The following is a 24,346-nucleotide window of genomic DNA, read 5'->3' on the forward strand; positions in this document are numbered from 1 at the left end:
CCTGCGGACACAGTTGACGAAACACTATGGCTCTTCTCCTAAAGTAAACCAGCGTCTATCACCTGTTCGTAAAAATTGAAATAAAAAGCTATAAATCAGGTCATATTGGTTGTTATAGTGTGAGACTAAAGGCCTTTCTCCTTTATGGAAAACCGTCTCATGGTCGGCATAAACATCGCCAAAGTTTCGCCAGCCGTATTCGTCTATCTTTTCGCGCTTGACAAAAAATGAGTTTTCTCCCTCTAGGGCCTCTTGAGTTATTTTGGCATAATCCGGGTCTTCTTTAAAAATAGAAAAATAAAGAACTGCTTTTGTTTGACTAATCCATTCTGGGTCTAAAACGGGAACAAGAGGCGAAAAAACCCAGGATATGTCTGGTACCGGCTGCTTCTTATCACCAAAGGCCAGCCAGAATTCGTGAGTTTTTTGCTCTCCACCTTGAATTTCGTGCAAATCGTTAAACTCTTCAGGAAAAAGGGCAAAGCGGATCAAACTTTTTTCAATTTTTATGGCCTTGGGGAAGTTTTGCCAGAAATAGGGAACAGCCAAGGTAATTTCATAGTTATTTTTCAAAATAGCTTTAACCAGAGGATTGGCTCTCAGCCCATATTTTTCAAAAGATTCCTGTTTTAAGCGAAAGCCCTTAAAAGTAACAGGCACAATGCCTTCTCGGTTTACGTGAACCGGGCTTTGCCATAATTCCCCACCACTTGAGTCCTGGTAAACTTCAAAAGGAGGGAAACATTCTTTAAAAGACCAGGAGCCTTCTAAAGAAAAGAAAATTTTTTCATTCTCTTCGGCAGGGCACAATATAAGGGAAAGGTCTTTTATATACATGGAGCCTGGGTCTCCCAGGTCCCAGTAACCGCCTTTGTGTTTGGCCCTTCGTGGATTTCTGATAGTAAACTCAACTTTTACCAGGGGTAGATTATGCCAGAAGGATAATCTTTGATAAAAGAGCAAGTGCAAGTCCTGTTTGGGAGATATTTGCCCTCTTATACCTATGACAACCTTTAAAGGCCCTGCTTCTTCTACTTCTATGTTTTTAACTTCAAAATCAGCTTGTTTTTCTTTGGCCCCTTTGAGTTGCCAGTTAGTTTTAGCCAAAATAGCCTGCTCGTTTATCAAAACATTTTCTAAAAAGCTGGATTTTTTAGAAATTAGAAAAGAAATGTGGCTACTTTTTACCTCAATAAAACTTTCCGTTTTTGTTAGACTCAAAGAAGTTTCAGGAAAAGAAGTTTCTTTTTTAAGAGCAACGGCATACTTTTTTTCTTCGCCAGCCTCTACATCTGCCAGGAAATCACCTAAAACCCACTTTAAACTTCCGTCAGGCCAGTAAAGTAACGGCTTCCATTGAGCTAAAACCTGATTGCCTTCAGGGTTTAAAATTGCCAGAGTTTTTGCATCTTTCACCAGGCCTTCAGGCAAAGGCAAACCAAAAGAAGCAGGTTCTTTCAGGCGTTTTTTGCCAGCTTTTTCTTTTAAAGTTATGTAGGTGAGTTTTTCAGGCATCGCTAATCCTAAATTATAAATTTAAGTATTAGCAGGCTGTGCTTTTTTACTGTTATCGAGGCTCTTCCTTTACCTTCACTTTTAGCAAAACAAAGTAATCCGTCTTGAGACCACTTAGACGATCTTTAGACTCCTTGTTGCGACAAAGAAGGTATCATGCGAGCCACTTCCTACTTCGTCATTGCGAGCTGTTCTCTACTTTGTCATTGCATGGCCTAACCCTCTTTGTCATTGCGAGCTCCGTTTCTTCTTTGTCATTGCGAGGGGCGGAGCCCGAAGCAATCTCTCGTTTCCTCTATCTGGTGAGACTGCTTCGCTCCGCTCGCAGTGACAGGGAGAGGCATCATTGCTAAGCTGTGCTTTTTTCTGTGCTCCTTAATCTACAAACTCCCGTAACCAGAGTTCAAGCCCTGCCGCTGTACCTAGAAAGCGGGCATAATTTTTACTACCTGATATATGCTCAGAAAAGACCTTTTTAAGAACTTCTGGATTATAAATACCCCGGTCTAAGGTGCGCCTGTCAAAAAGTATTTCTTCCAGGGCTTCACGAAAGTACTTTCTCTGCCACTTATCAAACTCTGTGTAGTGTCTGAAACCCGGTACACTAATTTTTTTAAGCAAAGAATTAAACTTGTCAGTTAGCCAGAGCCTGAACTTGCCCGCATCAAGCGGAGCACCGGTGTTGGAATTGGGCACCTTAACCAGGGCAGGAGCGCATCTTTTAACAATTTCAACGTGAATTTCTCCTTCCCAGCGTTTATTTACGGGCAGTCTAAGGGCTTCCTTCAAAAAGGTTTCATCTAAAAAAGGCAGTCGTATTTCTGTCTGGTTCCTGAAAATAGTCAAAGAGGCCACTACCTGTCGTCTAACATATTCACATAAATAAAAATGCAAAAACACATCAGCCGGGCTCAGTTTATCAAGAAGTTTTCGCGTTATAGCCAGGCGCTCTTCGGCTATCCTTTGAGGCTGTATTTTGAGCTCTTCATTAGCAAAAATCTTGTTTGCCTCAAGGTCCAGAAGAACCAGATTGGCCTTTTCAAGAAGTATTCGGTTTAAAAGAGAGGGCTCTTTAGCTTTGAGTACGGTTTTATCCACCTGAACCGGAAAGGCGAGAGAGGCCTTTACAATTTCTCCACCGTGTCCGCGAAATAAGATCTTAAAAGGGGCCTTTTTAAAGTAATCCAGGGCCACTTTTTCGGTGGACTCGTGAGGATGATAAAAACCGTCACTATAAAGCACCAAAGCCCTGGCCAGCGCCAGAAAATCCTTCAAGTGCTCCCTGGTAATAGGAATAAATTCATGCCTGGTGCCCATAATCCTTGCCATACGGGCTGACAGGCGTTCATCTTCACAGCCAGGAAGCCCCAGGGTATAAGAAGGCATACCCTGGGCCTCTCCTCCCAGGGCGGCAAGAATGCTACGGGAATCAAGCCCCCCAGAAATAGAAATACCAAGTAAATCTTTCTTTTTAAGGCGCTTTTTAACCCCCTTTTTAAAAAGCTCAACCAGATCTTCAAATGAAACTTCCTTATGTTCCCCTTTTGGAGTAAAAAGTGAAAAGTTATCCCAGTAGGGAATAATCCGAAACAGTCTTTCTTTTAACGAATAGGTTAAAACTGAAGCCTGAGGCAGGAGCTTTACTGCTTTTAAAAGGGTTTTATCACCGGTTACAAAGCTAAAGTAAAATAAATCACCTATGGCTTCGTAATCAAGGGTTTTGTCAAAATTCGGGTGTTTAAAGAAGGCCTTAACTTCTGAAGCAAAAAGAAAGTCTTCTCCAATAACAGCGTAATAGAGAGGTTTTAAACCAAACTTATCAGAGACAAGATATAATTTCCCTTCGTTTCCATCAAAAAGAGAAAAAGAAAAGGCTCCTTCAAGCCCTGCCAGAAAAGCAAAGCCTTTTTCTTTTTCATAAAGGTTCAAAATATATTCAGCGTCAGATAATGCAGAGTCATTGTTATATAGTTCACCATCAAAAATTAACACTTTGTTATTTTTTGTTAAAAGGTTATTGGTAGAAGCCAGTTCTTTTAGTTGAGCCAAAGAGCCGTAAAAAGGGGCTTTCTTATAGTTAAGTAACTCGTAATCGTGGCGGTGTTTAAGGCTTTCTGTCATTTCCTCTAGTAAAAACGAGGTCTTTTCACTTTGAGAACAAACACCTGCTATACCTGGCATTTTAGAACTCCCATAAAGGTGTAATATTGTAAGGAATTATCTTAAACAATTTATAAAGCACTGGAATTTTAACAAACAAGAGAAACACAAAGGCCGTAAAACAGAGCCCCAGGTAAAACATAAGGCCAGTTTCCCGATAGAGGTGTTCCGGGCGCTGTACAGGGCTATCTTCCTGAAAAGCAATTTTTAAATAATAGGCAAAAAAGCCGGCCAATAAAGGCACACACAATAACAATTCTAAGTGATAACGAACTATAAATATGCCTAAAAAGAACGCACAAAATATAGCGTAATAGAATATGCTGATAAGAAGTCTTTCTTCGGTGTAATGAGCAAATGATTTACGATATTTAGCCGCTGTTTCAGGGTCATTAATCATACGGTATTCGGCAAACCTTTTGGCTGCCATAAAAAAAGCGCCTGCCATCCAGTAAGCAATAACCAGAGATAACGGCGGAATTTTATTAGGAATCAACACAAACCAGCCTAAAAAAAGGCGTATGGGGTTGTTAATGGCCTCTGTTAGCACATCAAGATAAGGAATATCTTTAGTGCGGAAAGGAGGAACATTGTAAAAAAAACCCATAACCCAGAGCCAGAGAGCCGACAAGAAAAAGGCCAGGTTAACTTTATAAGCAATGGCAAGGCCTATAACAGCCAGCATGAGCCACTCGGCATAAGCCAGCGGCAGATAAACTCTACCTGAAGGTATGGGGCGGTTTTTCTTGGTAGGATGCAGAGCGTCTTTGGGAGCATCAAGGATTTCGTTAATCACGTAATTGCTTGAAGCCACCAGGCAGGCCACTATCACTCCCAGGAGAACTTTTAGATACCAGCTTGTCTTTATGAGATGGGGTTCTATGAAAAAGGCCAGCAAGATACCAAGCACCATAAAACCGTTTTTGAACCAGTGGTCCGGCCGCGCGATGGCAATGTAGGCTTTAAAATCTAGTTTTTTCATAGCCTATTCCTCTTTCCTCGTTATCGCGAGACTCTGTTTTTCTCTATCATTGGAGCCTCAACTCTGTCATTGCGATTAAGACTGCTTCGCTCCGCTCGCAGTGACAAAAAGGGGTGTCATTGCGAAGAACACCATCCTGTCATTGCGAAGCCTTGTCCCTTTTTCGTCATTGCGAGGGGCGAAGCCCCGAAGCAATCTCTCAGCCGAAGCAATCTCAGCCCAAACCACTCCTACTTTTCATAAACCACCACCAGGCCTTCCCAGGGCTTTATTACAAAGCTCTTTCCTTTTTCAAACAGTAACATGCCGTTAATTTCGCCCTCTTTATTAACCGGCCCACCCCCTTGAGGTATTACCCGAAAAACCGGTTTATTAAAACTCACTACTTTATTTTTTCGGGAAATGTTTACGCAAACTTCACCTTTTTCATATTTTCGGCAGTATAAATTCTTATTTATTTCTAAATCTCTTATTGATTTAACCGGCTCAAGAGGTCTGCCCAGCTCAACTTCCCATTCGGGGTACCAGGAGAAAATCTTTTTGGCAAAATAATGGAGATAACTGTAACGGCCTTTTATCAGTAAATAACAACTCAGGTAATACATCCTCGTTTCATAATCGTTATCTGCTTTAAGATATGGTTGGAAAATAACAATTTTGTCCTGATTAATAAGCTTTAAAGTGCGGTTCATAGCCGTTTTCCAGTCTTTGGCATTTTTAGTCTGAAAGGCATGTTCCATAAAAGCACCAGAAGCCGTGGTGTAATAATCAGTGGTGTCCCAGGAGGTAAAAAGAGCACCTATATTTGGTAAAGTGGCAAAGCCTAAAAACTCAAGAAAGCCAGTTAAATCTGCCATAAAATTTTCATAGGCTCCACTCCAGGTAAGGCCTTTTAACTCCTTAAAGCGTCGGGTAATTACCGCTCGGCCAGCCAGCCACGGGTCAGCGTGAGCGGCTTCCCAGGGTAATAAGGCGGGAGAAGCCGAATCCAGAAAAACAGCCTGATACTTTCCAGCTATTATCTGGCGGGCAATTGACTTTTTCCAGTACTTGCGAAACTCTGGATTCATGATGTTCATGAGATACTTGCCGTCCTGTTTTGACCTGACCCGCTCTCCCTTTTCGTTGTGCCAGAACCAGTCTTCATGTTGATTCACAAAATCCCAGTCATTTCCCCATCTCTTGCCGTCAATGATAAACTGGTGCTTTGGTTGTTGTTGCCAGATGGCCAGATGGTAATGAAGAACTACAAAATTTGGGTTATAGCGTCTTAGACGATTGACAAGATCTAAAGTCAGCTTCTGGCTTCCTACGTAATGCGTAGCGGCAAACCTAACCTGGGCTTCAGTCATGTAGCCAGGTAGTTGATCTGCTATAATCGCTATTTTTCCCGTCGTTTCTGGAAAACCAAACTTAGTCTGGGCATAGGACGAATTAGCTAGTAATAGAAAGAACAATGAAAAACATATGATTGCTATAGAGACCTTTACAAAATATCTTCTTGAGACTGCTTCGTCGGCCTTTCGCCTCCTCGCAGTGACAGTTGAGAACATGCTCCCCGCAATAATGTAAAGAAGTCTCATAGCGGCTCCCTTATCGCCCCGTCATTGCGAGCCCCGTCAGGGGCGAAGCAATCTCTTCCCTTAAAGTAAAAAAATATAGTAAAAAAATATTTTATCATTTTGCAAAGGTCTCACTATAAAATATATTATTCTTAAGTTTAAACTGATTGTCATTAGGCCCTACAGTAATTAAAAACTAACTTTTCAAAGTATTGTTTTATTTTTAACCATTCGCTTTCTGACAGTTTTTCGTCCTTACTAATCAAAACTTCTTGCCTCTCAGCATCTTCAAAATAGGTTAAAGCTTTAAGTAAATTTTTTTCTAAATTTTTAAAAGTGATATATTTACAACGACAAAATTCTATTACATGGCTTATTTTCCACTCATGCTTTAACATCAAAAAATAAAAATCAAAAAAATCTTTCTTCTGGCCGCGCTGTAAAATAGCAATAGCTTTAGTAGCTATAAGGTCTTCATCAGAAGAAACAGATATTAACGCATTATTGAGGTTAAAATATTCCACACCTTTTATTAAAGGGTAGGGATACGAAAAAAAGCTTACCAGGACACCATCAATTGTTCCTTGAATAGTGCCTTTAGAAACGGTTTCTACTTCTCCCCATTCAGACCATTTAGAGAGAAGTTCTTCAGCAGGAAAATTATCTTCAGCAAATGGAGGAAGTGTAAAAAAATCTAAATCTTCAGATAGACGATGATCATATTTAAATGTAAGGGCAGTGCCTCCGGTCAAATAAAAACTTTTAAAAACGCCAGATTTCGCAAGAAGTTCTAAAACTTTTCTTTGTTCTTTGCTTAATTTCTTCATCAGATATGTCCAGTATCAATTTCCAGAAAGTAAAATTTTCTCTTTTAAAAAAGTGTATATTTTTTAAAAAAGTTTCTTTTAGTATATTTTTCTCATGTTTTTTTAATAGATCCAAGGGGTTATCATAAAGCATGCGCCGGACTAAAATAAGCTCCGGATCATTGCAATAGTCCCAGTTCCATCTTTTGGTCTCTTCTTTCATGGTGCCGTCTATAATCTTTTGAGAGCTTTGCAAAATATTTACTGGTCTTCCCTCTGAGACTGCTTCGTCGGCCTTCCGTCCTCCTCGCAGTGACAAAAGGAACTGTCATTGCAAGCCCCGGTTTCCACTCCGTCATTGCGAGGCCTCGTAAGAGGCCGAAGCAATCTCAAGCGAAGCGAAGCAATCTTTATCGCCAGGCAACACAGTTGCCGCGGCGATCTCAATTTGATGTTTTTGAATTTTGCAAAGTTTTCTCTTTTATTTAAAACAGCATACGCAAAAGGGCTTCCACTTTATCCTTGCTACCGATAAGAATATCATAAGTCCAGAATATACCGAAGATAAAGCACACCGGAATAAATACTTGCCAGAAACGGCGGCGCTGGTTCTCCCAGAAAATACGGATATTCAATAGAAAATAAGCGGCGTACATAGCAAGTAAAGGAATTAACGGCAAATGATAGCGCGAGTGCCCAAAAACAACGGCGTGAATAGCAGTAAAATAGAGAATAATTAAAATGATAAGGTAATCAAAAATTTTCGTTTCTCTAATGATTACCTGAGACTGCTTCGCTTCGCTCGCAGTGACAGGGAGAGGCGTCATTGCGATTAAGACTGCTTCGCTCCGCTCGCAGTGACAAAGAGAAGCGTCATTGCGAACCCCTTCTCCCCTATTGTCATGGCGAGGCCCCTCACCCTTTTCTGTCATTGCGAGGCCTTTCTCCCTTATTGTCATTGCGAGGCCCGTAAGGGCCGAAGCAATCTCACCCCTACTGAAAAGTCGCCATAAAAGACCACAAAAACCAAAAATAGCCACCAGGACATAGGCCCCTAAAATACTCAGGGCCACCCCGATCTCCAGCAATTTATTACTAAGTCCGGGGAAAATCCCTCTTTGTATCCCGGCAATAATGGTGCGTTCAAGTTGCCAGAAGTTGGCCGCCTTAATCACTGTACGCAGGGCCGTCAAACCCGGATGCTCTTTCATAAACTCCAGGGCCTTTTTAATGGTCCAGCGCTGTTTTTCCGCCTCATTGAGGCCCGCCAGTTCTTTTTCGTGGCCACGGTACCAGGCAATCTCAGGGGGGTTATCCACCGCCGCCCAGGCCCGGTGAAGGGGCGTGTGCTCGTAATTCCCCATGTAAAGATTCAACCCACCCATGGTATCCACCGCTATGAAATGCCCAAAGACCTGATAGTTGCGGACTATCCAGGGGGAAAGGGCCAACATAGTAGCAAAAATAAAGATAATTCCTGCTAGAAGCCCCTGTTTTTTACGAGGCCAGACCAGAAACAGGAATAAAGCAATAAAAGGGGTTAAGGGATAGGTAACACTTCGTGTAAGGCTTGCCAGCCCCCAGCATATACCGGCTAGGAGTAGATATATCCAGGCCTTACCATTACGAGACTGCTTCGCTCCTTTACACTCGCTCGCCATGACGCAGGAAGCATCATTGCGAGGCTTCTCATCCCTTTCGTCATTGCGAAGCCTTGCCCCCTTTTTGTCATTGCGAGGGGCGAAGCCCCGAAGCAATCTCTCGTTTCCTCTATCTGGTGAGACTGCTTCGCTCCGCTCGCAGTGACGAAAAGGGGATGTCATTGCGAGGGGCGGAGCCCCGAAGCAATCTCTCATCCCGAGTCCACAGAGCACTATCTCTATTCCTGCCATCAGAAAATACAAAGCCAGCAAAAAAAGAAAAATAAAGAGAGTTTCTGTCAAAATTAAATAATTAAAAATCACAAGTGATGGATAAAAGAGAAAGAAGGCCGTAGCCCCAAAAGCTATTTTTTCTTTCCGGAAGATTTTTTGGGCTAAAAAATAAACAAGAAGGCCACTTAGTAGCGCCAGAACAATTTGTATCAAACGCACAGCATTATAATTTTCCGTTCCAAAAATTTTATAGACTCCGGCCAGAAAGGCTGGATAAAGTGGCGGCCGAATAGCCGTAGGTTTTCCCGGCGCCCAGCCGTATTCACCGCGCTCAAGAATAGCCAAGGCCAGCTTATTGTAATGTTGCTCATCAACAATGTTTAAAGGCTGGTTTATAAAAAAAGGAAAAAGTGAAAGCCTAAACAAAAGGGCCGTAGCAAATATAAAAAACAATTTTTTGCCAGCTTTTTTCACACCTTAACTCTTATTATTTTCTAAATTTAGAGTCTCGTCTTCCTTTTTGGCATTGTATGGTTTTTTCGTGAGCTCTCTTCCTTGTATGGTTTTTCGCTAGCTGCTTCCTACTTCATTATTGCGAGGGGCGAAGCCCCGAAGCAATCTCGCCGCCAAAGTAACCTCATCTAAACAGAAGAACTACCAATTATAATCTTTTTCATACTTTAGTTTGATCAGTAAATCTCCAGCCATTTTTTTGAAAACTTCTTTTTCTTCTTTAGAAAAATGGTTTTTCCAATCTCCAGAAACGCCTTTGCGATAAAAACTCTTTTTATTTGCTTGTCCTCTTTTTCTTCCGGTTCTAAACTCAAAAGAAGACTTGTATATCATATTTGTCAAAATCTCGTCGTCATAATTCAGACCTAAAAAATTCAACAACTTTAGAGCTATTCCTTTGTTATTGTTCAACATCTCTTCATAAGAGATAGAAAATAATCCATATTCTTTCTCATATTTCAGTTGATATTCAATCATTTCTTTCCAAAGATTTACACTTTCTTCAAAATTCCAGGACAAATTCATATTTTTAGCATAGTACCTATGAGAAACAACAAAGTCTCTTCCGTCTCTATAAACTACTATTAGCTTACTATTCGGATATGTTTCTTTTATAAATGGTATAGATCGTACATGGTCAGCACTTTTTTCTATTAAAAATTTTGGATTGAATTTTCTAATAAAATATCCAAAAAATTCTTGACAATACTTTTTAGGATCTTCGATATCAATAAGTTTTTTTCTTAATTTATATCTTTCAAAAATACTTAAAGAATACTTAGTTAAAGGCTGCTCTGTATCTTTTAAACCAACTACAGGTTTCCAATATTTACGTACAGGATTTACTAATTTTCTGAGTAAAATCTTGCTATAAGGGGTCCACTTTTCAGCCCAGGCTGTTTCATAAAAAAGAATTTTTGTTCTTTCTTCAGCTTTTTTATTAAATGCATATTTGAAAAGATTAGTTTCTGCCAGACCTATAATATCAGGATGCAGACTGAGCATATTGATTAACCAAGTAGTACCACACTTGTAATGACCAACAATAAAAGCAATATTAGACATAACTAACTAACTCCCAAATCTTTTTAGAAACTAAAGACCAGTCATGCTCCCTGGCCCAGAGGCGAGCTGCCTCGCTCATCTTTTGGCGTAAGGTCTCATCCTGGGCCAGGCGCCTGATGGCTTCTTTAAGTTCCTCTATATTCTTCCCGTCAATAACAAAGCCCGTCTCCCCGTGGCGCACGGCCTCTGGCTGGCCACCTACATTGCCCGCAATAGAAGGAAGCCCTGCCGCCGCTGCCTCCATAAAAACAATACCAAACCCTTCAATCATCGGCCCCACCTGAATAGAAGGCATTACGTAAATATCTGCCGCACAAAAACTCTTTATCTTTTCTTCTTCCGATATTTTACCTAAAAACTTAACCCAGGGTTCTAGGTTATGTTTTTGGACCAACTCTTTGAGCCCTTTTTCCTCTTCGCCAGCCCCAGCTATAACATAAGCGAGAGGGAGACCTTCCTTTCTCAATTCTGCTATAGCCCTGATAACTGCGGCCTGATTCTTGCGGGGTTCCATCCGAGCTACAGTCAGTAAAATCACTGTTTCTTCCGAAAATCCCCAATTCTTCCGCCACTCCTGGCGTTCATTTTTAGGAATTTGATAGTCTTCAAAATCAACACCAAGGTGAACAACGTGTATCTTTTCTTCATCACAGAACTCAGTCGCTAGTTTCTGGGTAGAATAACTATTAGCAATCACTAAGTCTGAAATTTGCAAGGCCTTCCTGGTTAACCATCTCAGCTCCTTACTGGTTTTAGCTACCAGGAACTCTTCTCCGTGGGCATAAGTAATAATTCTTAATTTATCTTTCCATAAAAACTTGAGCCAGAGCAAGTTAGCCGCCTCTGGAATAGCCTTTACCGCATGAATAGTTACAGATTTTTGCGTTTTTTTGAAAAACTTCCAAAGAAAGTAAGAATTTTTAAGAAAGTTTTTATCAATACCCCAGGAGCTAACATGAAAAGGTAAGCGGACAATCTCTGGCAAGTTTTCTGCCGCAAAAAGCTCTTGTACAGTAAAATCTGCGAGTGAAGAAGTCATCTTCGGATAATCCTTGGGATTACTTCGTCGGCCCTTCGGGCCTCCTCGTAATGACCCGGTGGGGTCACTTCGTCGCGCTTCACGCTCCTCGTAATGACCCTGCTGTGGGTCACTTCGTCGGTACTCCGCACCTCCTCGTAATGACCCGTAAGACTGCTTTGTTGCCTCCGGCTCCTCGCAGTGACAAAACGGGGGTGTCATTGCGAGGCTGCACTCTTTTCCAGTCATTGCGAGGCTGCGCCTTTTTTCTGTGTCATTGCGAGGGGCAAAGCCCCGAAGCAATCTCGCCGAAGCAATCTCAGCCGTAACAATCACCGCCGGAAGAGGCCAATAACAGGCCACTTTATAGAGCCAGAGGTGCGCTCCACCTACTTTGGGGAAAAAGTCATAGGTAAAGAAAAAGTCAGGCCTGTTTTTCATCGGCACTTTTTTGAGCCAAATATATAAGAGTATTAGCGAGAATAGCTAAATAAAACTGTATTTCAAAGCCATTCAGAGTAAGAAATAAAGAACAGGCTAAAAAACCACATAAAGACACCAATACCGCGTCACATAAATAATATTCCAGTGAATCACGCAAGAAATAATTTCGGTATTTAAATAATCCCCACACACAACAAAACATGAACAAAATATAAAAAAGGCCAGCAAAAATGCCTGACTCCGCCGCAATTTGCACAAAGGTATTATGAGCCATACGTGGAGTTTTATCAGAATAAAAAGGAAAGGCCTGGCCAAAGGAAGCTAGCCCCACTCCGGTTAAGGGATTATCCATAAGCATTTTCAAACCGGCCTCCCAGGCTTCCAGGCGAGCACGTGCAGAAGATTCCTCTTCGTAAGTCTTAATAGTTTGAGCCCTTTGTTTAATAACAGAACCTCCTTGCCATACATAAGCTATGATAAAAGCTGGTATAAGGGCCACTCCAATAATTTTTTTGGGACTACGAAGACCTGCCAGAAGGCTCACCAGGCCTGCTCCCAAAAGCCCACCTCTTGAAGCCGTAAGAAAAATAGCATGCCAGGCAAAAGGCACCACCAGCCATGCCCCCCAGCGTAAATACCAGCGCTTAAAATACCATCCTAAGTAAAAAAAGAAGGGAATAGCCGTTACAAAGAGCATGGCAAAGTTATTTTCGTCAGAGTACATACCTGCCCCAGTTATATCTCTAGGACCGGAGAGACGAATAAAAAAACGGCCTGAAAAATACTGCATATTGGCCCAATAAGTGAGATATAAAGCGGCAATAGGTAATATAAAGGCAAAATACTTTAGTTTTTTATGTTCAGAGATGCATACCAGGCCAATAAAATAAAAAATAAAAACTTTTAACATGGTTATTAACACTTGATAAGGATCATAAAACCGCCACTTATTAACTACATCTATGTAAGGTCCGGTAAAATAAGAAAGAAAGACAAAAAAGAAATAAAGGACTGAGAACAAAACCAGTTTATTTTTAATGATTTCAAAATTTAGCGCTCCCCGGATAGCCCCGAATAAAAAACCCAAAATAGTGGGGATAGCTATTAAATAAAAAGCTCTTAACCCCTGGAAATGCCACCACCAGATATATTGCGGCCCAAGAATATTAAACATGTAACCAACACAAATTCCAAACCACGGATTTGCCAGGGAATAAAAGGCATTGACTATTAGTAGAAGAAATAACGCTATTTTGCCCATGTCTTATTTATCGGTTGTTAATCTCTTTTAATTATATTAATAGGAGCATTTTTTACATTACAGAGCGTCATCACGAGGCCGCTCTTTTTTCTATGTCATTGCGAGCCATTCCCCTTGCAGTCATTGCGAGGGGTGAAGCCCCGAAGCAATCTCGCATCCGAAGCAATCTCGCCCTAAACTACCTCTCCCAAAACAATCTCATAAACCCTGAGCATGTTCTCCACGTGCCGGTCAAGGCTGAATACCTCTTCGCAGCGGCGTCGGGCCGCTTTACCCATCTCCTTAACCAGTGCAGGGTCTTCTATCAAAGAAACCAAAGCCTCTGCCAGGGCTTCAGGGCTCTCAGGCGGCACTAAAAGCCCTGTCTCTCCTTCAACTATCATTTCAGGTATGCCTCCTACTGCGCCGCCAATAACTGGCCTGGCATGAGCCATAGCCTCTAGAGTGGCGTTCCCGAGCGGCTCAATGTGGCTTGGCACAGTAACAATATCTGCGGTGTCAAGCCACTCGTCCACGTTCTTCTGAAAGCCGCGAAAATCAGCTTTTACTCCAAGTTCCCTGGCCAGGGCTTCCATTTCCCGGCGATAAGCACCTTTACCAGCCAGGTCATCACCAATTATTGCCAGATAGGCCTTTTTCTTCGTCTCCTCTGGCAGAATTTGCCAGGCTTGAATAAGGTCCTGCACTCCTTTGCGTGGAATAATTTGTCCCGCAAAGAGGACTATCGTTTTATCTTCTGGAAGTTTTAAATTTTTTCTAAGTTCTAAACGAGTTTTTTCATCCGCAAGCTTCGGAAGAGGCAGGCCATCATAAACCACCTCTCCAGCATGAGAAGCTAAAGGTGGATAGGCCTCTTCTAAATCCTTGCGCAGAGCTTTAGAAACAAAAACGTGATACTCTACTCCAAATTTCAAAAACCATTTAATGGCCTCACCGTCAAAGATGTAACGGTGATGGCAAATTCGCGGAATCCCAAGAGGCCTCGCCGCATGGCTTACGAATTGGAAACTAGGAAGATCATTTGCATGAACAAGGTCAAACTTCTCTTTTGCCAAATATTTACGAAAGCGAGCAAGCGCCCAGAGGTAATAAGGAAAGTTCAACTTTCCCGTAAATAGCATAGGGAAATAAACCCATTTTATCTCCTGCCTAGAAAATCTTTCTCCCACTTCGTTTTTAGAGCCAAGGGCGCAGATAACTTTGCAGCCCAAACGCTCTAACCCTAGGGCCAACCGCTCCATGGCCACCTCCGCTCCACCAACGAAGGGGGCAAGGCTTACGAGACAGATTTTTAATTTTGGTTCAATATTTGAAGATAGTCTTCCCATAAAAGATGAGAAATAGTCTCCATAGAATAATTTTCTATAACATATTTTCTGGCCTCAATACCCATAGAATTTCTAAGTTCTTCGTTATTTTTTAAAAATATTATAGCTTCTGTTAAAGCATCTATTCTATCTTGTGGAATCACTATACCAATTCTTTCATTTATTATTTCCTTCAAAGCACCTTTGCTAGGATAAGCTATCACAGGGCAACCAGTAGAAAGAGCCTCAAGAACACTAATACCAAAAGCTTCTTCTTTACTAGTAGAGACATATACATCTATTAAATTGTAAAACTCTAAAAGATCATCTAAATGTCCTAAATAAATAAATCTATTTTTCAAAATATCACTAGCAAAATCCAAAAATGCCTGTACATAAGACTCAAATCCAGCTTTAGGACCACCTGCTAACACAAACTTAACTGAATTATTTTCAATCTTTGAAAGGGCATAGACAATATGTTCCAGTTGTTTTATAGGTTGAAGAGCAGCTGCAGCCCCCACAAGAAAGGCATTAGATAGATTTAAACGCTCTTTAGCTAAGAGTTTTATTTTCGGATCAGGATAATACTTGTTAGGATCAATACAATTAGGCAAAACCATAAAAATATTTTTAGGTAGATTCTTTAAGGCTGGAAGTGAATTCTGCATAGCCGATTTACTAACAAAATAAATTCTTTTAAGATATTTTGAATTTTTAAAAGCCCATAAACCAAAATCTTTAGGTATTATTGAGTGAACACTCACAACTATAGGAATTTTTAGTAAATTTGAAAGAAATTTAGATATAGGATAAATATCATGTTCATTTGCATGTATTAACTGAATATCATATTTTTTAACTATTAAAGCTAATTTAACAAGCGACATAAGAAAAGGAATAGGGAATTTTTTATTAGGAAAAGGAAGAGATATATGATAAGAAGGGATTTTACTTTTAGAAGTCCAGTCAAAAAAAGGTCCCTTTTTGTCAAATACTATAACTGGAAATAATTTTGGACTCAAACAACGAAACCATAATTCAGTAGGAACTGTTGTACTTTGTCTATTAGGATTCATTGTTAAGTAAAGAACTTTTAATTTGCCTTTCATGAATTCCATGCTCTATTTAATTTAAAAGAGATAATAAATGATCTATAACGTTCTTTTTATCACATATCTTTGATCGAACTAATGACCTATTTGAATATTTATATCTTAAATTTTTATCTTTATATAAGAGATACATTTTTTTTACCAAATCATCAACATCATTTCTTTGAAATATTAAACCATAATAGTTATTCTCTACTATTCTTTTAAGACCAGGAAGATCACTAACTATACAAGGCAAACCACAAGACATAGCTTCTAAAACAGCGATACCTAAAGTCTCGTTCAAATCAGAAGAAGAAAAAACAAAAACATCAAACATATTTAAAAGATCCGGTATATTACTACGTTCCCCAAGAAAAATAACATCATGATTCAACTCTAATGTTAATGATAAATTCTTATATTCTTCAAATTTTTCTCCAGTTCCAACTATAAAAAGTTTAATATTTTTGGCTCTCTGCTTTAATTTTTTGAAAGCTCTTATTATAAGATCTTGCCTCTTTTGAGAACAAAGTGTACCAACTGTCCCAAAAACAATTTTATCCTCTACATTATATTTTTTTCTCATTTTTAGTCTGATATTATGATCAAATTTAAAATAATCGAGATCAATTGGTGGCCACCACAATTCTTTTCTTATATTTTTAAAAGAAAAAATCTTAGTAAATTTTTCTATTTGAATTGGATTGTTAAATAGAGCTAAAGATATACATTTCATTGACATTTTACAAGTAAAATAAAATCTCCATTGCCAGCGTCCAATTTTCCACAATAAAGTATCAAAGTTAATAGAAAAAGGGAGGGTAGGCATTGCTCCAACATGCATTACTATATTTTTCACTTTAGCTAGCTTAGCTGCTAATATAAATGAAAAAAAATCAGGAGTTCCAGGAATACAAAAAAACAAAGTATCAATCTTTAAATCTTTTATTTTTTTATATGCATCCCTAAAAGTTTTAAAGTCAAATTTTCTAGTATCAACGTTATTAAAATTCAAAACATTGCATTGTGAATTATACCTCTGAAGCAAAACACTAAAATGATCTGAATTAAAATTCCAAACATTAATTTTCATTCCTCTAGAAAGTAATTCTTCACATAACTGTAAAGTTCTCGTTTGTAAGCCTCCTCTTTTGGGAGGGAAATTAGTAAGTACAAGCCAATTTTTATTCATAATATTTGAAAGCCTTAAACTTTGTTCCGGAATCCGACCCCATTTTTCGTACCAAAAAATGGGATCGGATCCTTTACAGTTGTGTTTACAATGATAATCTCGGCAATTTTGCAAAGATCATGGAAATAGCTTCTTGCATTATTTTACAACGCTAATTTCTATATCTATGCAAAAATTTTATTTTTTAGTAACTTGATACATAAATTCTATATCTTCTTTTAAAGATTCTCTTATTTTCTTCTTTTGTTTATCCGATAACTCTTCTTTAGGTTCTATTTTTTTATATTCAAATTTTTTAGCAAAATCTTTTAAACTTTTGGGTACTAAGGGAGAAATTTTATCCCAGGTCTTTGACCACCGTATTTTATGAAGTAATAAATTAGTTTTGGCTACCTTTTTAGGGCGAGGGTTAAAGGCTTTACCTAAAGATTTTGGTTTAAAATCAGGGTCAACCCCTAAGAATTCAAAACATTTTTTTACTGTCTCTTCTGGTCTTTTAACAAGATCATCATACAATAAAAAAAGAATTTGTTCTTTTCTAAAAAGTTCTAAATATGGTTCCATCTGATATTTATATCTACTAAACCACACGTAAAGACTATCAAGCTTTATAGCCTTATTTATAGGTCTAGTTTCATTATGATAATGCACCATATGCCAATAATGAGATATTGCTCTATCAACAGGATCTCTCATTATATAAATCAACTTTACTTCTGGAATTATGTTTTTTATCTTTTCAGCAACTCTAGGGTGTTCTGGAAACTTGGTATAATGGGTAGAAGCTTCTCCTACAGCCTTATATCCCTTAGCGTTTTTAAATAACTCTTCATACCACTCAATCCCTTTATTCCAGTTTATTTTTTCGCAAAAAAAACCAGGTTCTTTAGGATCAGAAACAAAAACATCTGGATGCTCAGAAAGATATTTGGCCAACGAAGTAGTGCCGCTTTTCATCGCGCCAATAATTATAAAATTAGGTAACATTCTTATATAACCTCTTTATCGAAATTTTTTGTTTAATTTAGATAAAAGAAACGACTTTATTAATAAACTTAATAAAGATTTCCAATATTTAAAACTGAAAGGATATAAAAACAAAAATTTTTTTAACAATAATAATCTAGAACGTAAATCTCCATCTTTATAGATTGTCCAATAATCAGAATAAATTCTCTCAGCAATAACTTTTTTAGGAAAAATATGGCTAATATGAGAAATCATATTATTATAATATATCAACTTTTCTGTATATCTAGGATTTTTTTGATGACTAGCTCGATTAAACATATAAATATAAGTTGGTTTTCTTAAAATACCAACTAAATCAAATTCTAAAAAAGAAATTATTTTCCACATAAAATCTAAGTCTTCTGATCTATGAAGTCTTCTATCAAAAAAAATTTTATTCTTTATCAAAAATTCTCTCTCCACTAAGATTGTTGTTAGCCTTGGCGGGATATATTTCAGACAAACACGAGCAAATTGTCTACAATCAACTAGAATATAATCGCTGTCAAAATCAGTTTTAAAGTGATCTAAAAAACCTCTTTTTTTAAGAACTGGAGTCAAAGATTTTAATCTAAAGAGATCCTCATCTGATTCAATCAAAAGAAAATCAGTTACAATAAATTTCAAATTAAATTGAGTCAAAAAATTTATTCTTTCTTTCAATGTATCTCTAAGATATAAATCATCAGCATCCAAAAAAGAAATATATTTGCCCCGCGCTTCAATAATACCTCTATTACGAGCCTCAGAAACCCCTTTATTTTCCTGATAAATATACCTAATTTTTCCATTTCTAAAATAATCAAACAGGACCTCTTTGGTATTATCAGTTGAGCCATCATCAATAACAATAATTTCAAAATCACGAAAGCTCTGAGACAAAACAGAATCCACAGCTTGTTTAATATAACAAGCATTATTATAAGTTGGAATTATAACACTAATTAAAACTTTATCCATAATTTCTTTAATGATTTTTAAGAAAATTATCTACTAATTTCTTAGTAAATCTTCTCAAAACAGAATTAACAATCTGCTCAGCATATCCTAACTCATAAGAAAAAATAGATTTTATTGCATCAGTAAAATAAAGAGGAATACTTTGCTTTTTTAAGTGACCTAATATTTTTATAAATTTAAATGCTGCTTTCAAGCTTTCAGAAGAAGAAAAAGACTGTGAAAATAAAGAAACATTCATAGGATACAAAAAAACAATCTTTGAAGGATTTTCATACTGAATCGCATCAATTAGCAAATCTATATTGGAACAACCAACAAGCCTAATTCGTTCTTTTGCTAATCTCAGAAAGAGGGACTCATTTCTTTCTACAAAATCTCTTGTTAAAGGAAAAAGAAAAATTGTTTCCTTAGGAGGAGGAACATCAATTTCATAATTATACTTTTTAAGCATATTCATAGCAATATAAGTAGTAGCAAGTTGAATATCTTTATCCATTTCTCTCTTCCAGACATAGCATCTGGATTTATCCAAAGGAGCTGTTACTTTTGTTTTCCACCATTCCTTTTTAGAATATAAATGTCGGACCTCATCTCGATTATATATCATAGACAATTCAAATCTTTCATTAATAAAGTTACATACTTTTCCCAGATAATTTTCTGGATTATATATCAACCTCTCATAGGGAAGAACCAACAAATTCGAATAGACAGTTAAATATTTTTCACTTAAGTAGTACCATTCATTCAATCTGAAAATATTAGCTATAGTTGATTTACTAGCCCAGGGAAGCTTTGACATTGATAAAGCCGAATCTCTAAAATCTCGCAAACTACGAATAATAAAGGCGTTTGGATAATATTTCCTTAATTTAGGCAAAAACAATAAATGATTAGGAGTCTTTTCTACCCATCTGTGTTTATTTAATTTTAAGGCATGTAATTGAGTCAAAGCTTCTAATGAAGAATTAACAGAAGGAGGCTTATCAAGCAAAAAAGAATAAATTTCATTTCTACTCAAATCGAACAGCTTATAAATATATTCCCCTGTTAACTTTAAAGAAGTTATATATTGAACAGCGATTTCTGGCCAGTTATTTCTAGATGAAATTTCTTTTTCAATTTTTCTTGTCAAATGACAAAAAAAATGAGTCTCTGGGCCACAATCTAAACGGCTATGCGCAGAAAGCATAGCTGCCAACAAAGTCGTTCCTGACCTGGGGGTCCCTACAATAAAAATAGGTTCATTACTCATAATATTTTACACAATTTAAAATTAATCTTTCTCCCCAAAATTAATTCAACGTTTTCAAATACTTCTTTGACTAAAGAAGGAAAGAAAACAAACAAAGAAACAACATATATTAAAGCACCAAAAATTACCGAGAAAATCAAAATAAATTTCATGTCTAAGTGAAAATATAACAAAATTTCTTTAATAAGATAGGCACTAAAGGCACACCATAAAGAAGAAAATAAAACAGGTAATAAACCTTTATAAAATCTAAGAGGATTAACCTTTAGCATAAAACGAAAAGCACAAAATTGGACAACAAATGATGGAAAAACTGAAAGAAGCATTCCAATAGCTACACCAATAAGCCCATAAAAATAACCCATAAAACTAATAAAAATAATAGCAATAAACAATGTTATAAAAGATATTTTAAACGGCAGATCAGGCCTATTTTTACAATAAAAAATGGCCCCCATATATTGAAAAAGGCACCTTAACACCGCACAAAGACTGAGAATTTGCAAAGGAATTATAATAGGCAACCACTGACTTCCCCAAATAACTGGCACTAAAATATCTGCTATAGCAATTAAACCAAAAAGCATGGGAAATGTTACCAGAGCTACAAATTTGACGGCTTTTAAGTATCCATTAAAAATTTTTTCACTATCGCTTTGGACTTTAGAAAGCGCCGGGAAAACAACCCCCCCAACGGGACTGGCAACACGCTCAATAACCAAATGAGGTAATCTATAAGCAAATTCATATAAACCTAATTTGTAAGTCCCAAGCAAACGGCCTACTATGAAGTAATCTACATTTTGCTTTAAATAATTGGTAATTCCAAAAAGCCAGGTATAAACTCCAAACCTGAACAAATATTTAAAAGCCTCGCGGTGAAAGATAAATTTAGGGCGCCAGCAGCCAGTGCTAAACCAGAGAACAAAATTATAAAAGGCAGCGTTTAGCATCATGCCAATAACCAGGGCCCAATAAGTAAGGTTAGTAAGGGCTACTAAAATTATAGCCGTGCCTGACTCAAGCACAATGGCCACAGCCCTGATGATATTTAACTTTTTAAATTCAAGGTTTTTGGTTGCTAAAGTTTGAGGAATCATACCAATAATTTGGAGCAAAAGGGTAAAGGCAATGACGCGAATGATCGGCTCAACCCTCGGCTCTTTCCAAAACATGGCTGCTAAAGGGGCTGTTAGAAAAACAGCTAGAAAAATAATTGTGCGTGTTATACAGGAGAGCCAGAAACTGGTGCTAAGATCTTCCTGGGTAATATCTTTTTTGACGATAAGCCCGGTGCCAAAACCCATAGAAAGAGCTGTTACAATAAGCTGCTGGTAAAGCAGGGCCATACCGAAGAGGCCAAAATCCGAAGGCTTAAGGGCCCGTGCCAGATAGACACTGGCCCCCAGCCGCACCAGGGTTTGCCAACCGCCACCTGCCACCTGCCAGATGGCCGCTCGCCCGGCTTTTACACCTAACGATTCTTCTGCCATGCGTTAGACCTTAACCCCCTTGAGAGAATTAGGTTGCCTTGCTGAGATTGCTTCGGGGCTTTGCCCCTCGCAATGACACAGAAAAAAGCACAGCCTCGCAAGATATTGTGTTATTATCAACACTTTGAGCTTCCATCTTTTAGAAGTTAATACACTTCTTTTCGGTGCCCTACTTTCAAAATGTATATTTCTTTTTTCTTCCAGTTTACATTAAAAAGAATCCTATAATTTCCTATCCTCAATCTATAATCAGCTAATGGATGATTTATTAGGTGCCTGATCTTAGAAATGTTTGGAAAATTTATTAACTCTTCAATACCCGTTTTAATTTTTTCCAAGTCTTTCCGATCAATCTTATTAAGATCTTTAAAAACACTTTTAGCGTAAATAATTTTAAACATCTAATTTATTCCATATCTCTTCATGCGTTAAAACTTCACCCTTTTCAATTTCTTTCTTTCTTTGTTCAATTTCTTTCTTTAACTTCTGATATTTTTCCTTTTTCAAAAGAATTTTAGCAAAGTAGATAATTTTTTCTTTATCCTCTGGGTCAAGTTTGCTTAAAATATCTAAATTTTTCATAAAAATTCTCCTTCAAAATTAACTTTATACTTTTTCTAAGCCTCAAGTGAAATGGGACTTGATATCTATTTTTCAATTCTAAATCAAATTTAGCATTTCATAAATGCATCTCAGGAGTGATAAAAAGTTGTTCTTAATTTTTGACCTTACTATTAACACTTTTCGGCCTTTTTGAGAATTGTTTGAGGGATTTTTTTGAATTACTTTGCCGTGGTTTTGCCTTGCTGAGATTGCTTCGCCCCTGACGGGGCTCGCAATGACATAGAAAAAAAAGCGCTGCCTCGCAATGACAGGGAAAGGGTGTGCCCGCAATGACACCCCCCGTTTTGTCCCTGCGAGGAGCACATTCCTTGGTGTCACTATGAAGAAATCCCTAGTTTTGTTCGTAAAGGCCAAAGACAGCTACTCTTAAAAGCACAGGCTATCAGGTAGTCTAAATGGCTTTTGGTAGATACGAGGAGGTTCTTTTTTAACTTCCCAGAAACCATTTTCTTCTAAAAATTTGATGTATGAAGGAAAATCAAGATAGGGAGGCTCTGGCGTTTTAAGCCCGGATAGTTCTTTAAAGTCCGGTATCCAATCTTTTGATGATTTCTTTAACTCCATAGCTTTTCGCTATTTCCAAAATTTCTTCTAAAGATACCAGATTATGTTTCAGCATCCAAACAATGTCAGCCCATTCTTTTCCCAGGCGTTCAGGCTGATTTTTAACCGCAAAAATTTTTAATGCCGTTAAGTGCCTTGGAGAAATTACATAAAACATTATCCCTGGAAAAACTTCTTTTTTTTGGGCTTCAAGAGCTATTTTTTTTAAAGTGTCGTCGTCCACCAGAATAAAATCTAAACGTCCGCCAAGAGGATGTAGAAAACTGACAAAACCCTGTGAAGAAGAAAGTGTCTCAAAACCAAATTTTTCCAAAAAAAGTTTTATTCTGGCAATATATGCCTGCCCTGTAAGAAAATCTATATCTGCTGTCATTCTTGAAAGGCCATAAGCTTTGAGAGCAAAAGCTCCTGCCAAAAAAAGAGGAATATTTTCTTTTTGACTGAATTTATAAATGTTTTCCAATAAATGCCTTAAATTTAACAAAATGCCGAGCCTTTAATCTTCATTTTGCCAAAACTTGTTCTTTAACTTGCTTCGCAAAAAAGCACCCCGGCCTAATCCCCCACCACTTCCCACTCAAAGCCTACTATGTTCCTTGCCTTCTTGCTGAACTCAACTCCCACAAGATAAATCTTCTGGCATCTATCAACATACTTCTCGTGGTAACCCCTGACTCTGAGCTGCTCTAAGGCCCTTCCCTCTGGCTCAAGCTCCACCACCTTAAACTCAAATAAGTAACACCTGCCATCAAACATTACCGCCATGTCAAGGCGCCCGTGACTTACCGCTTCTTCTACCCGAACCTCAACTCCAAGGGCCGTAAAATAGCAGTAAAAAATGCTAGCATAAAAACCCTCATAGTGATGAAGTTCCGTCTTGCGATACCAATCATGTGGAATAGATGCAAAAAAACGCCTGAACGCCTCTTTCATTTTCTCTAAATCATTGGCCTCAAGCGCTAAATAAATACGGTCTAAATTCCTTTCTTTCTCCCCTGATACCCGCGTGTACCAGCTTAGCAAATGGTCACTTAAGCTCATCTTCACTTCCAGGTTGGGATAAGAAAGGCGATAAATCACCCTGGGACCCCGCTTCTTTATCTCTTTTATAGACAAATACCCAGTTTGAAAAAGAAGGGGCTCTGGTTCAATGTAGTCCACATCAAAAGAAGAAATCAAATTCTCCCCTGCTTCCAGTCTCTCCAGCTCGGGAATAAAAAAGCGCCTCTCGTAAAGAAGCTTGATAAGAAAAGTAGGCGTGCCTGTTTCAAACCAGTATGGACGAAATTCACGAAAATCAAGAAAAAGCAAAATGTCAAAAGGATTATAAACAGGCTCTCCTAACCATGAGTAACCGTTATACCAGTGGCGCACTTCTTCAAGATCAAGGCCTTCCAGGCGATCAGCAAAAACTTTCTCAAACTCCTCCTGAGTGTAGCCGCAAATAGTGGCGTATTCAGGATGGATAGTTATATCCTTGAGATTGTTTAAGCCAGAGAAAAGAGAAACCTTGCTAAATTTGGTAACTCCTGTAATGAAAACAAATTTAAGATAAGGGTCAGCGTCTTTTAAAACTGAATAGAAGTTTTTCAGTTCTTCGCGAATTTCAATGGCTGTTTCTTTTTTCTCAATATTATCAAGAA

The 24,346-nt window shown here is 38.1% G+C and carries 21 protein-coding genes; all 21 read right to left on the minus strand.

Going from position 1 to position 24,346, the window contains the following annotated elements; all coding sequences use genetic code 11:
* Positions 1–24: 24 nt before the first annotated feature.
* Positions 25–1,515 carry an RIFT barrel domain-containing protein gene (locus TH606_RS09180; protein WP_068543170.1) on the minus strand — a complete coding sequence of 497 codons (1,491 nt, stop codon included), beginning with the start codon at positions 1,513–1,515 and terminating at the stop codon, positions 25–27.
* A 375-nt stretch (positions 1,516–1,890) separates the two neighbouring features.
* On the minus strand, positions 1,891–3,696 hold the full coding sequence (locus TH606_RS09185; RefSeq protein ID WP_068543172.1) for an asparagine synthase-related protein: 1,806 nt from the start codon (positions 3,694–3,696) through the stop codon (positions 1,891–1,893).
* Position 3,697: 1 nt separating this feature from the next.
* The gene (locus tag TH606_RS09190) at positions 3,698–4,657 is read right to left on the minus strand and encodes a UbiA prenyltransferase family protein (RefSeq protein ID WP_068543174.1); all 960 of its coding nucleotides are present in this window, start codon (positions 4,655–4,657) and stop codon (positions 3,698–3,700) included.
* A gap of 230 nt (positions 4,658–4,887) precedes the next feature.
* Entirely contained in the window at positions 4,888–6,240 is a 1,353-nt protein-coding gene (locus TH606_RS09195) for a putative glycoside hydrolase family 15 protein (protein ID WP_082863598.1), read from the minus strand.
* A gap of 152 nt (positions 6,241–6,392) precedes the next feature.
* Positions 6,393–7,046 (minus strand): nucleotidyl transferase AbiEii/AbiGii toxin family protein, encoded by a 654-nt coding sequence (locus tag TH606_RS09200; RefSeq protein WP_068543178.1) that lies wholly within the window; start codon positions 7,044–7,046, stop codon positions 6,393–6,395.
* Complete coding sequence (locus TH606_RS11730; protein WP_068543208.1) at positions 6,982–7,248, minus strand: hypothetical protein; 267 nt, start codon at positions 7,246–7,248, stop codon at positions 6,982–6,984. The genes TH606_RS09200 and TH606_RS11730 overlap by 65 nt, the downstream gene beginning before the upstream one ends.
* Positions 7,249–7,510: 262 nt before the next feature.
* Positions 7,511–9,373, minus strand: coding sequence for an ArnT family glycosyltransferase (locus TH606_RS09210; RefSeq protein WP_068543180.1), 1,863 nt, complete (start codon positions 9,371–9,373; stop codon positions 7,511–7,513).
* Positions 9,374–9,553: 180 nt separating this feature from the next.
* On the minus strand, positions 9,554–10,477 hold the full coding sequence (locus TH606_RS09215; RefSeq protein WP_068543182.1) for a sulfotransferase family protein: 924 nt from the start codon (positions 10,475–10,477) through the stop codon (positions 9,554–9,556).
* Positions 10,470–11,936, minus strand: a complete 1,467-nt coding sequence (locus tag TH606_RS09220) for a glycosyltransferase family 4 protein (protein ID WP_082863599.1) — start codon at positions 11,934–11,936, stop codon at positions 10,470–10,472. The genes TH606_RS09215 and TH606_RS09220 overlap by 8 nt, the downstream gene beginning before the upstream one ends.
* Complete coding sequence (locus tag TH606_RS09225) at positions 11,920–13,113, minus strand: O-antigen ligase family protein (protein ID WP_197460550.1); 1,194 nt, start codon at positions 13,111–13,113, stop codon at positions 11,920–11,922. The genes TH606_RS09220 and TH606_RS09225 overlap by 17 nt, the downstream gene beginning before the upstream one ends.
* Positions 13,114–13,373: 260 nt before the next feature.
* Positions 13,374–14,528 (minus strand): glycosyltransferase family 4 protein, encoded by a 1,155-nt coding sequence (locus tag TH606_RS09230; protein ID WP_068543187.1) that lies wholly within the window; start codon positions 14,526–14,528, stop codon positions 13,374–13,376.
* Positions 14,492–15,619, minus strand: a complete 1,128-nt coding sequence (locus TH606_RS09235) for a glycosyltransferase family 4 protein (protein ID WP_068543189.1) — start codon at positions 15,617–15,619, stop codon at positions 14,492–14,494. The genes TH606_RS09230 and TH606_RS09235 overlap by 37 nt, the downstream gene beginning before the upstream one ends.
* A gap of 16 nt (positions 15,620–15,635) precedes the next feature.
* Positions 15,636–16,796, minus strand: a complete 1,161-nt coding sequence (locus tag TH606_RS09240; RefSeq protein ID WP_082863601.1) for a glycosyltransferase family 4 protein — start codon at positions 16,794–16,796, stop codon at positions 15,636–15,638.
* 177 nt (positions 16,797–16,973) lie between these two features.
* Positions 16,974–17,783, minus strand: a complete 810-nt coding sequence (locus tag TH606_RS09245; protein WP_068543193.1) for a sulfotransferase family protein — start codon at positions 17,781–17,783, stop codon at positions 16,974–16,976.
* A 15-nt stretch (positions 17,784–17,798) separates the two neighbouring features.
* Positions 17,799–18,767 (minus strand): glycosyltransferase family 2 protein, encoded by a 969-nt coding sequence (locus TH606_RS09250; RefSeq protein ID WP_068543195.1) that lies wholly within the window; start codon positions 18,765–18,767, stop codon positions 17,799–17,801.
* Positions 18,768–18,774: 7 nt separating this feature from the next.
* Positions 18,775–20,022: a sulfotransferase family protein gene (locus TH606_RS09255; protein ID WP_068543197.1), complete on the minus strand. Its 1,248-nt coding sequence runs from the start codon at positions 20,020–20,022 to the stop codon at positions 18,775–18,777.
* Positions 20,019–21,515, minus strand: a complete 1,497-nt coding sequence (locus TH606_RS09260) for a lipopolysaccharide biosynthesis protein (RefSeq protein WP_068543200.1) — start codon at positions 21,513–21,515, stop codon at positions 20,019–20,021. Before TH606_RS09260 ends, TH606_RS09255 begins: the two co-directional genes overlap by 4 nt.
* A 146-nt stretch (positions 21,516–21,661) precedes the next feature.
* Positions 21,662–21,916, minus strand: coding sequence for a type II toxin-antitoxin system RelE family toxin (locus TH606_RS09265; RefSeq protein ID WP_068543202.1), 255 nt, complete (start codon positions 21,914–21,916; stop codon positions 21,662–21,664).
* Entirely contained in the window at positions 21,909–22,097 is a 189-nt protein-coding gene (locus TH606_RS09270) for a hypothetical protein (RefSeq protein ID WP_068543204.1), read from the minus strand. The genes TH606_RS09265 and TH606_RS09270 overlap by 8 nt, the downstream gene beginning before the upstream one ends.
* Before the next feature lie 562 nt (positions 22,098–22,659).
* Complete coding sequence (locus tag TH606_RS09275) at positions 22,660–23,166, minus strand: nucleotidyl transferase AbiEii/AbiGii toxin family protein (RefSeq protein ID WP_197460552.1); 507 nt, start codon at positions 23,164–23,166, stop codon at positions 22,660–22,662.
* 92 nt (positions 23,167–23,258) lie between these two features.
* A partial coding sequence (locus TH606_RS09280) for a PD-(D/E)XK nuclease domain-containing protein (RefSeq protein ID WP_068543207.1) occupies positions 23,259–24,346 on the minus strand: 1,088 nt, incomplete at its 5' end.

The sequence above is a fragment of the Thermodesulfatator autotrophicus genome (assembly GCF_001642325.1).
GTDB classification, from domain to species: Bacteria; Desulfobacterota; Thermodesulfobacteria; order Thermodesulfobacteriales; family Thermodesulfatatoraceae; genus Thermodesulfatator; species Thermodesulfatator autotrophicus.

Excerpts from the sequence above, each read along its gene's own strand:
- TH606_RS09180 (WP_068543170.1), bottom strand. The coding sequence starts at position 1,515 with ATGCCTGAAAAACTCACCTACATAACTTTAAAAGAAAAAGCTGGCAAA.
- TH606_RS09185 (WP_068543172.1), bottom strand. The coding sequence starts at position 3,696 with ATGCCAGGTATAGCAGGTGTTTGTTCTCAAAGTGAAAAGACCTCGTTT.
- TH606_RS09190 (WP_068543174.1), bottom strand. The coding sequence starts at position 4,657 with ATGAAAAAACTAGATTTTAAAGCCTACATTGCCATCGCGCGGCCGGAC.
- TH606_RS09195 (WP_082863598.1), bottom strand. The coding sequence starts at position 6,240 with ATGAGACTTCTTTACATTATTGCGGGGAGCATGTTCTCAACTGTCACT.
- TH606_RS09200 (WP_068543178.1), bottom strand. The coding sequence starts at position 7,046 with ATGAAGAAATTAAGCAAAGAACAAAGAAAAGTTTTAGAACTTCTTGCG.
- TH606_RS11730 (WP_068543208.1), bottom strand. The coding sequence starts at position 7,248 with ATGAAAGAAGAGACCAAAAGATGGAACTGGGACTATTGCAATGATCCG.
- TH606_RS09215 (WP_068543182.1), bottom strand. The coding sequence starts at position 10,477 with ATGTCTAATATTGCTTTTATTGTTGGTCATTACAAGTGTGGTACTACT.
- TH606_RS09220 (WP_082863599.1), bottom strand. The coding sequence starts at position 11,936 with ATGAAAAACAGGCCTGACTTTTTCTTTACCTATGACTTTTTCCCCAAA.
- TH606_RS09225 (WP_197460550.1), bottom strand. The coding sequence starts at position 13,113 with ATGTTTAATATTCTTGGGCCGCAATATATCTGGTGGTGGCATTTCCAG.
- TH606_RS09230 (WP_068543187.1), bottom strand. The coding sequence starts at position 14,528 with ATGGGAAGACTATCTTCAAATATTGAACCAAAATTAAAAATCTGTCTC.
- TH606_RS09235 (WP_068543189.1), bottom strand. The coding sequence starts at position 15,619 with ATGAAAGGCAAATTAAAAGTTCTTTACTTAACAATGAATCCTAATAGA.
- TH606_RS09240 (WP_082863601.1), bottom strand. The coding sequence starts at position 16,796 with ATGAATAAAAATTGGCTTGTACTTACTAATTTCCCTCCCAAAAGAGGA.
- TH606_RS09245 (WP_068543193.1), bottom strand. The coding sequence starts at position 17,783 with ATGTTACCTAATTTTATAATTATTGGCGCGATGAAAAGCGGCACTACT.
- TH606_RS09250 (WP_068543195.1), bottom strand. The coding sequence starts at position 18,767 with ATGGATAAAGTTTTAATTAGTGTTATAATTCCAACTTATAATAATGCT.
- TH606_RS09255 (WP_068543197.1), bottom strand. The coding sequence starts at position 20,022 with ATGAGTAATGAACCTATTTTTATTGTAGGGACCCCCAGGTCAGGAACG.
- TH606_RS09260 (WP_068543200.1), bottom strand. The coding sequence starts at position 21,515 with ATGGCAGAAGAATCGTTAGGTGTAAAAGCCGGGCGAGCGGCCATCTGG.
- TH606_RS09265 (WP_068543202.1), bottom strand. The coding sequence starts at position 21,916 with ATGTTTAAAATTATTTACGCTAAAAGTGTTTTTAAAGATCTTAATAAG.
- TH606_RS09270 (WP_068543204.1), bottom strand. The coding sequence starts at position 22,097 with ATGAAAAATTTAGATATTTTAAGCAAACTTGACCCAGAGGATAAAGAA.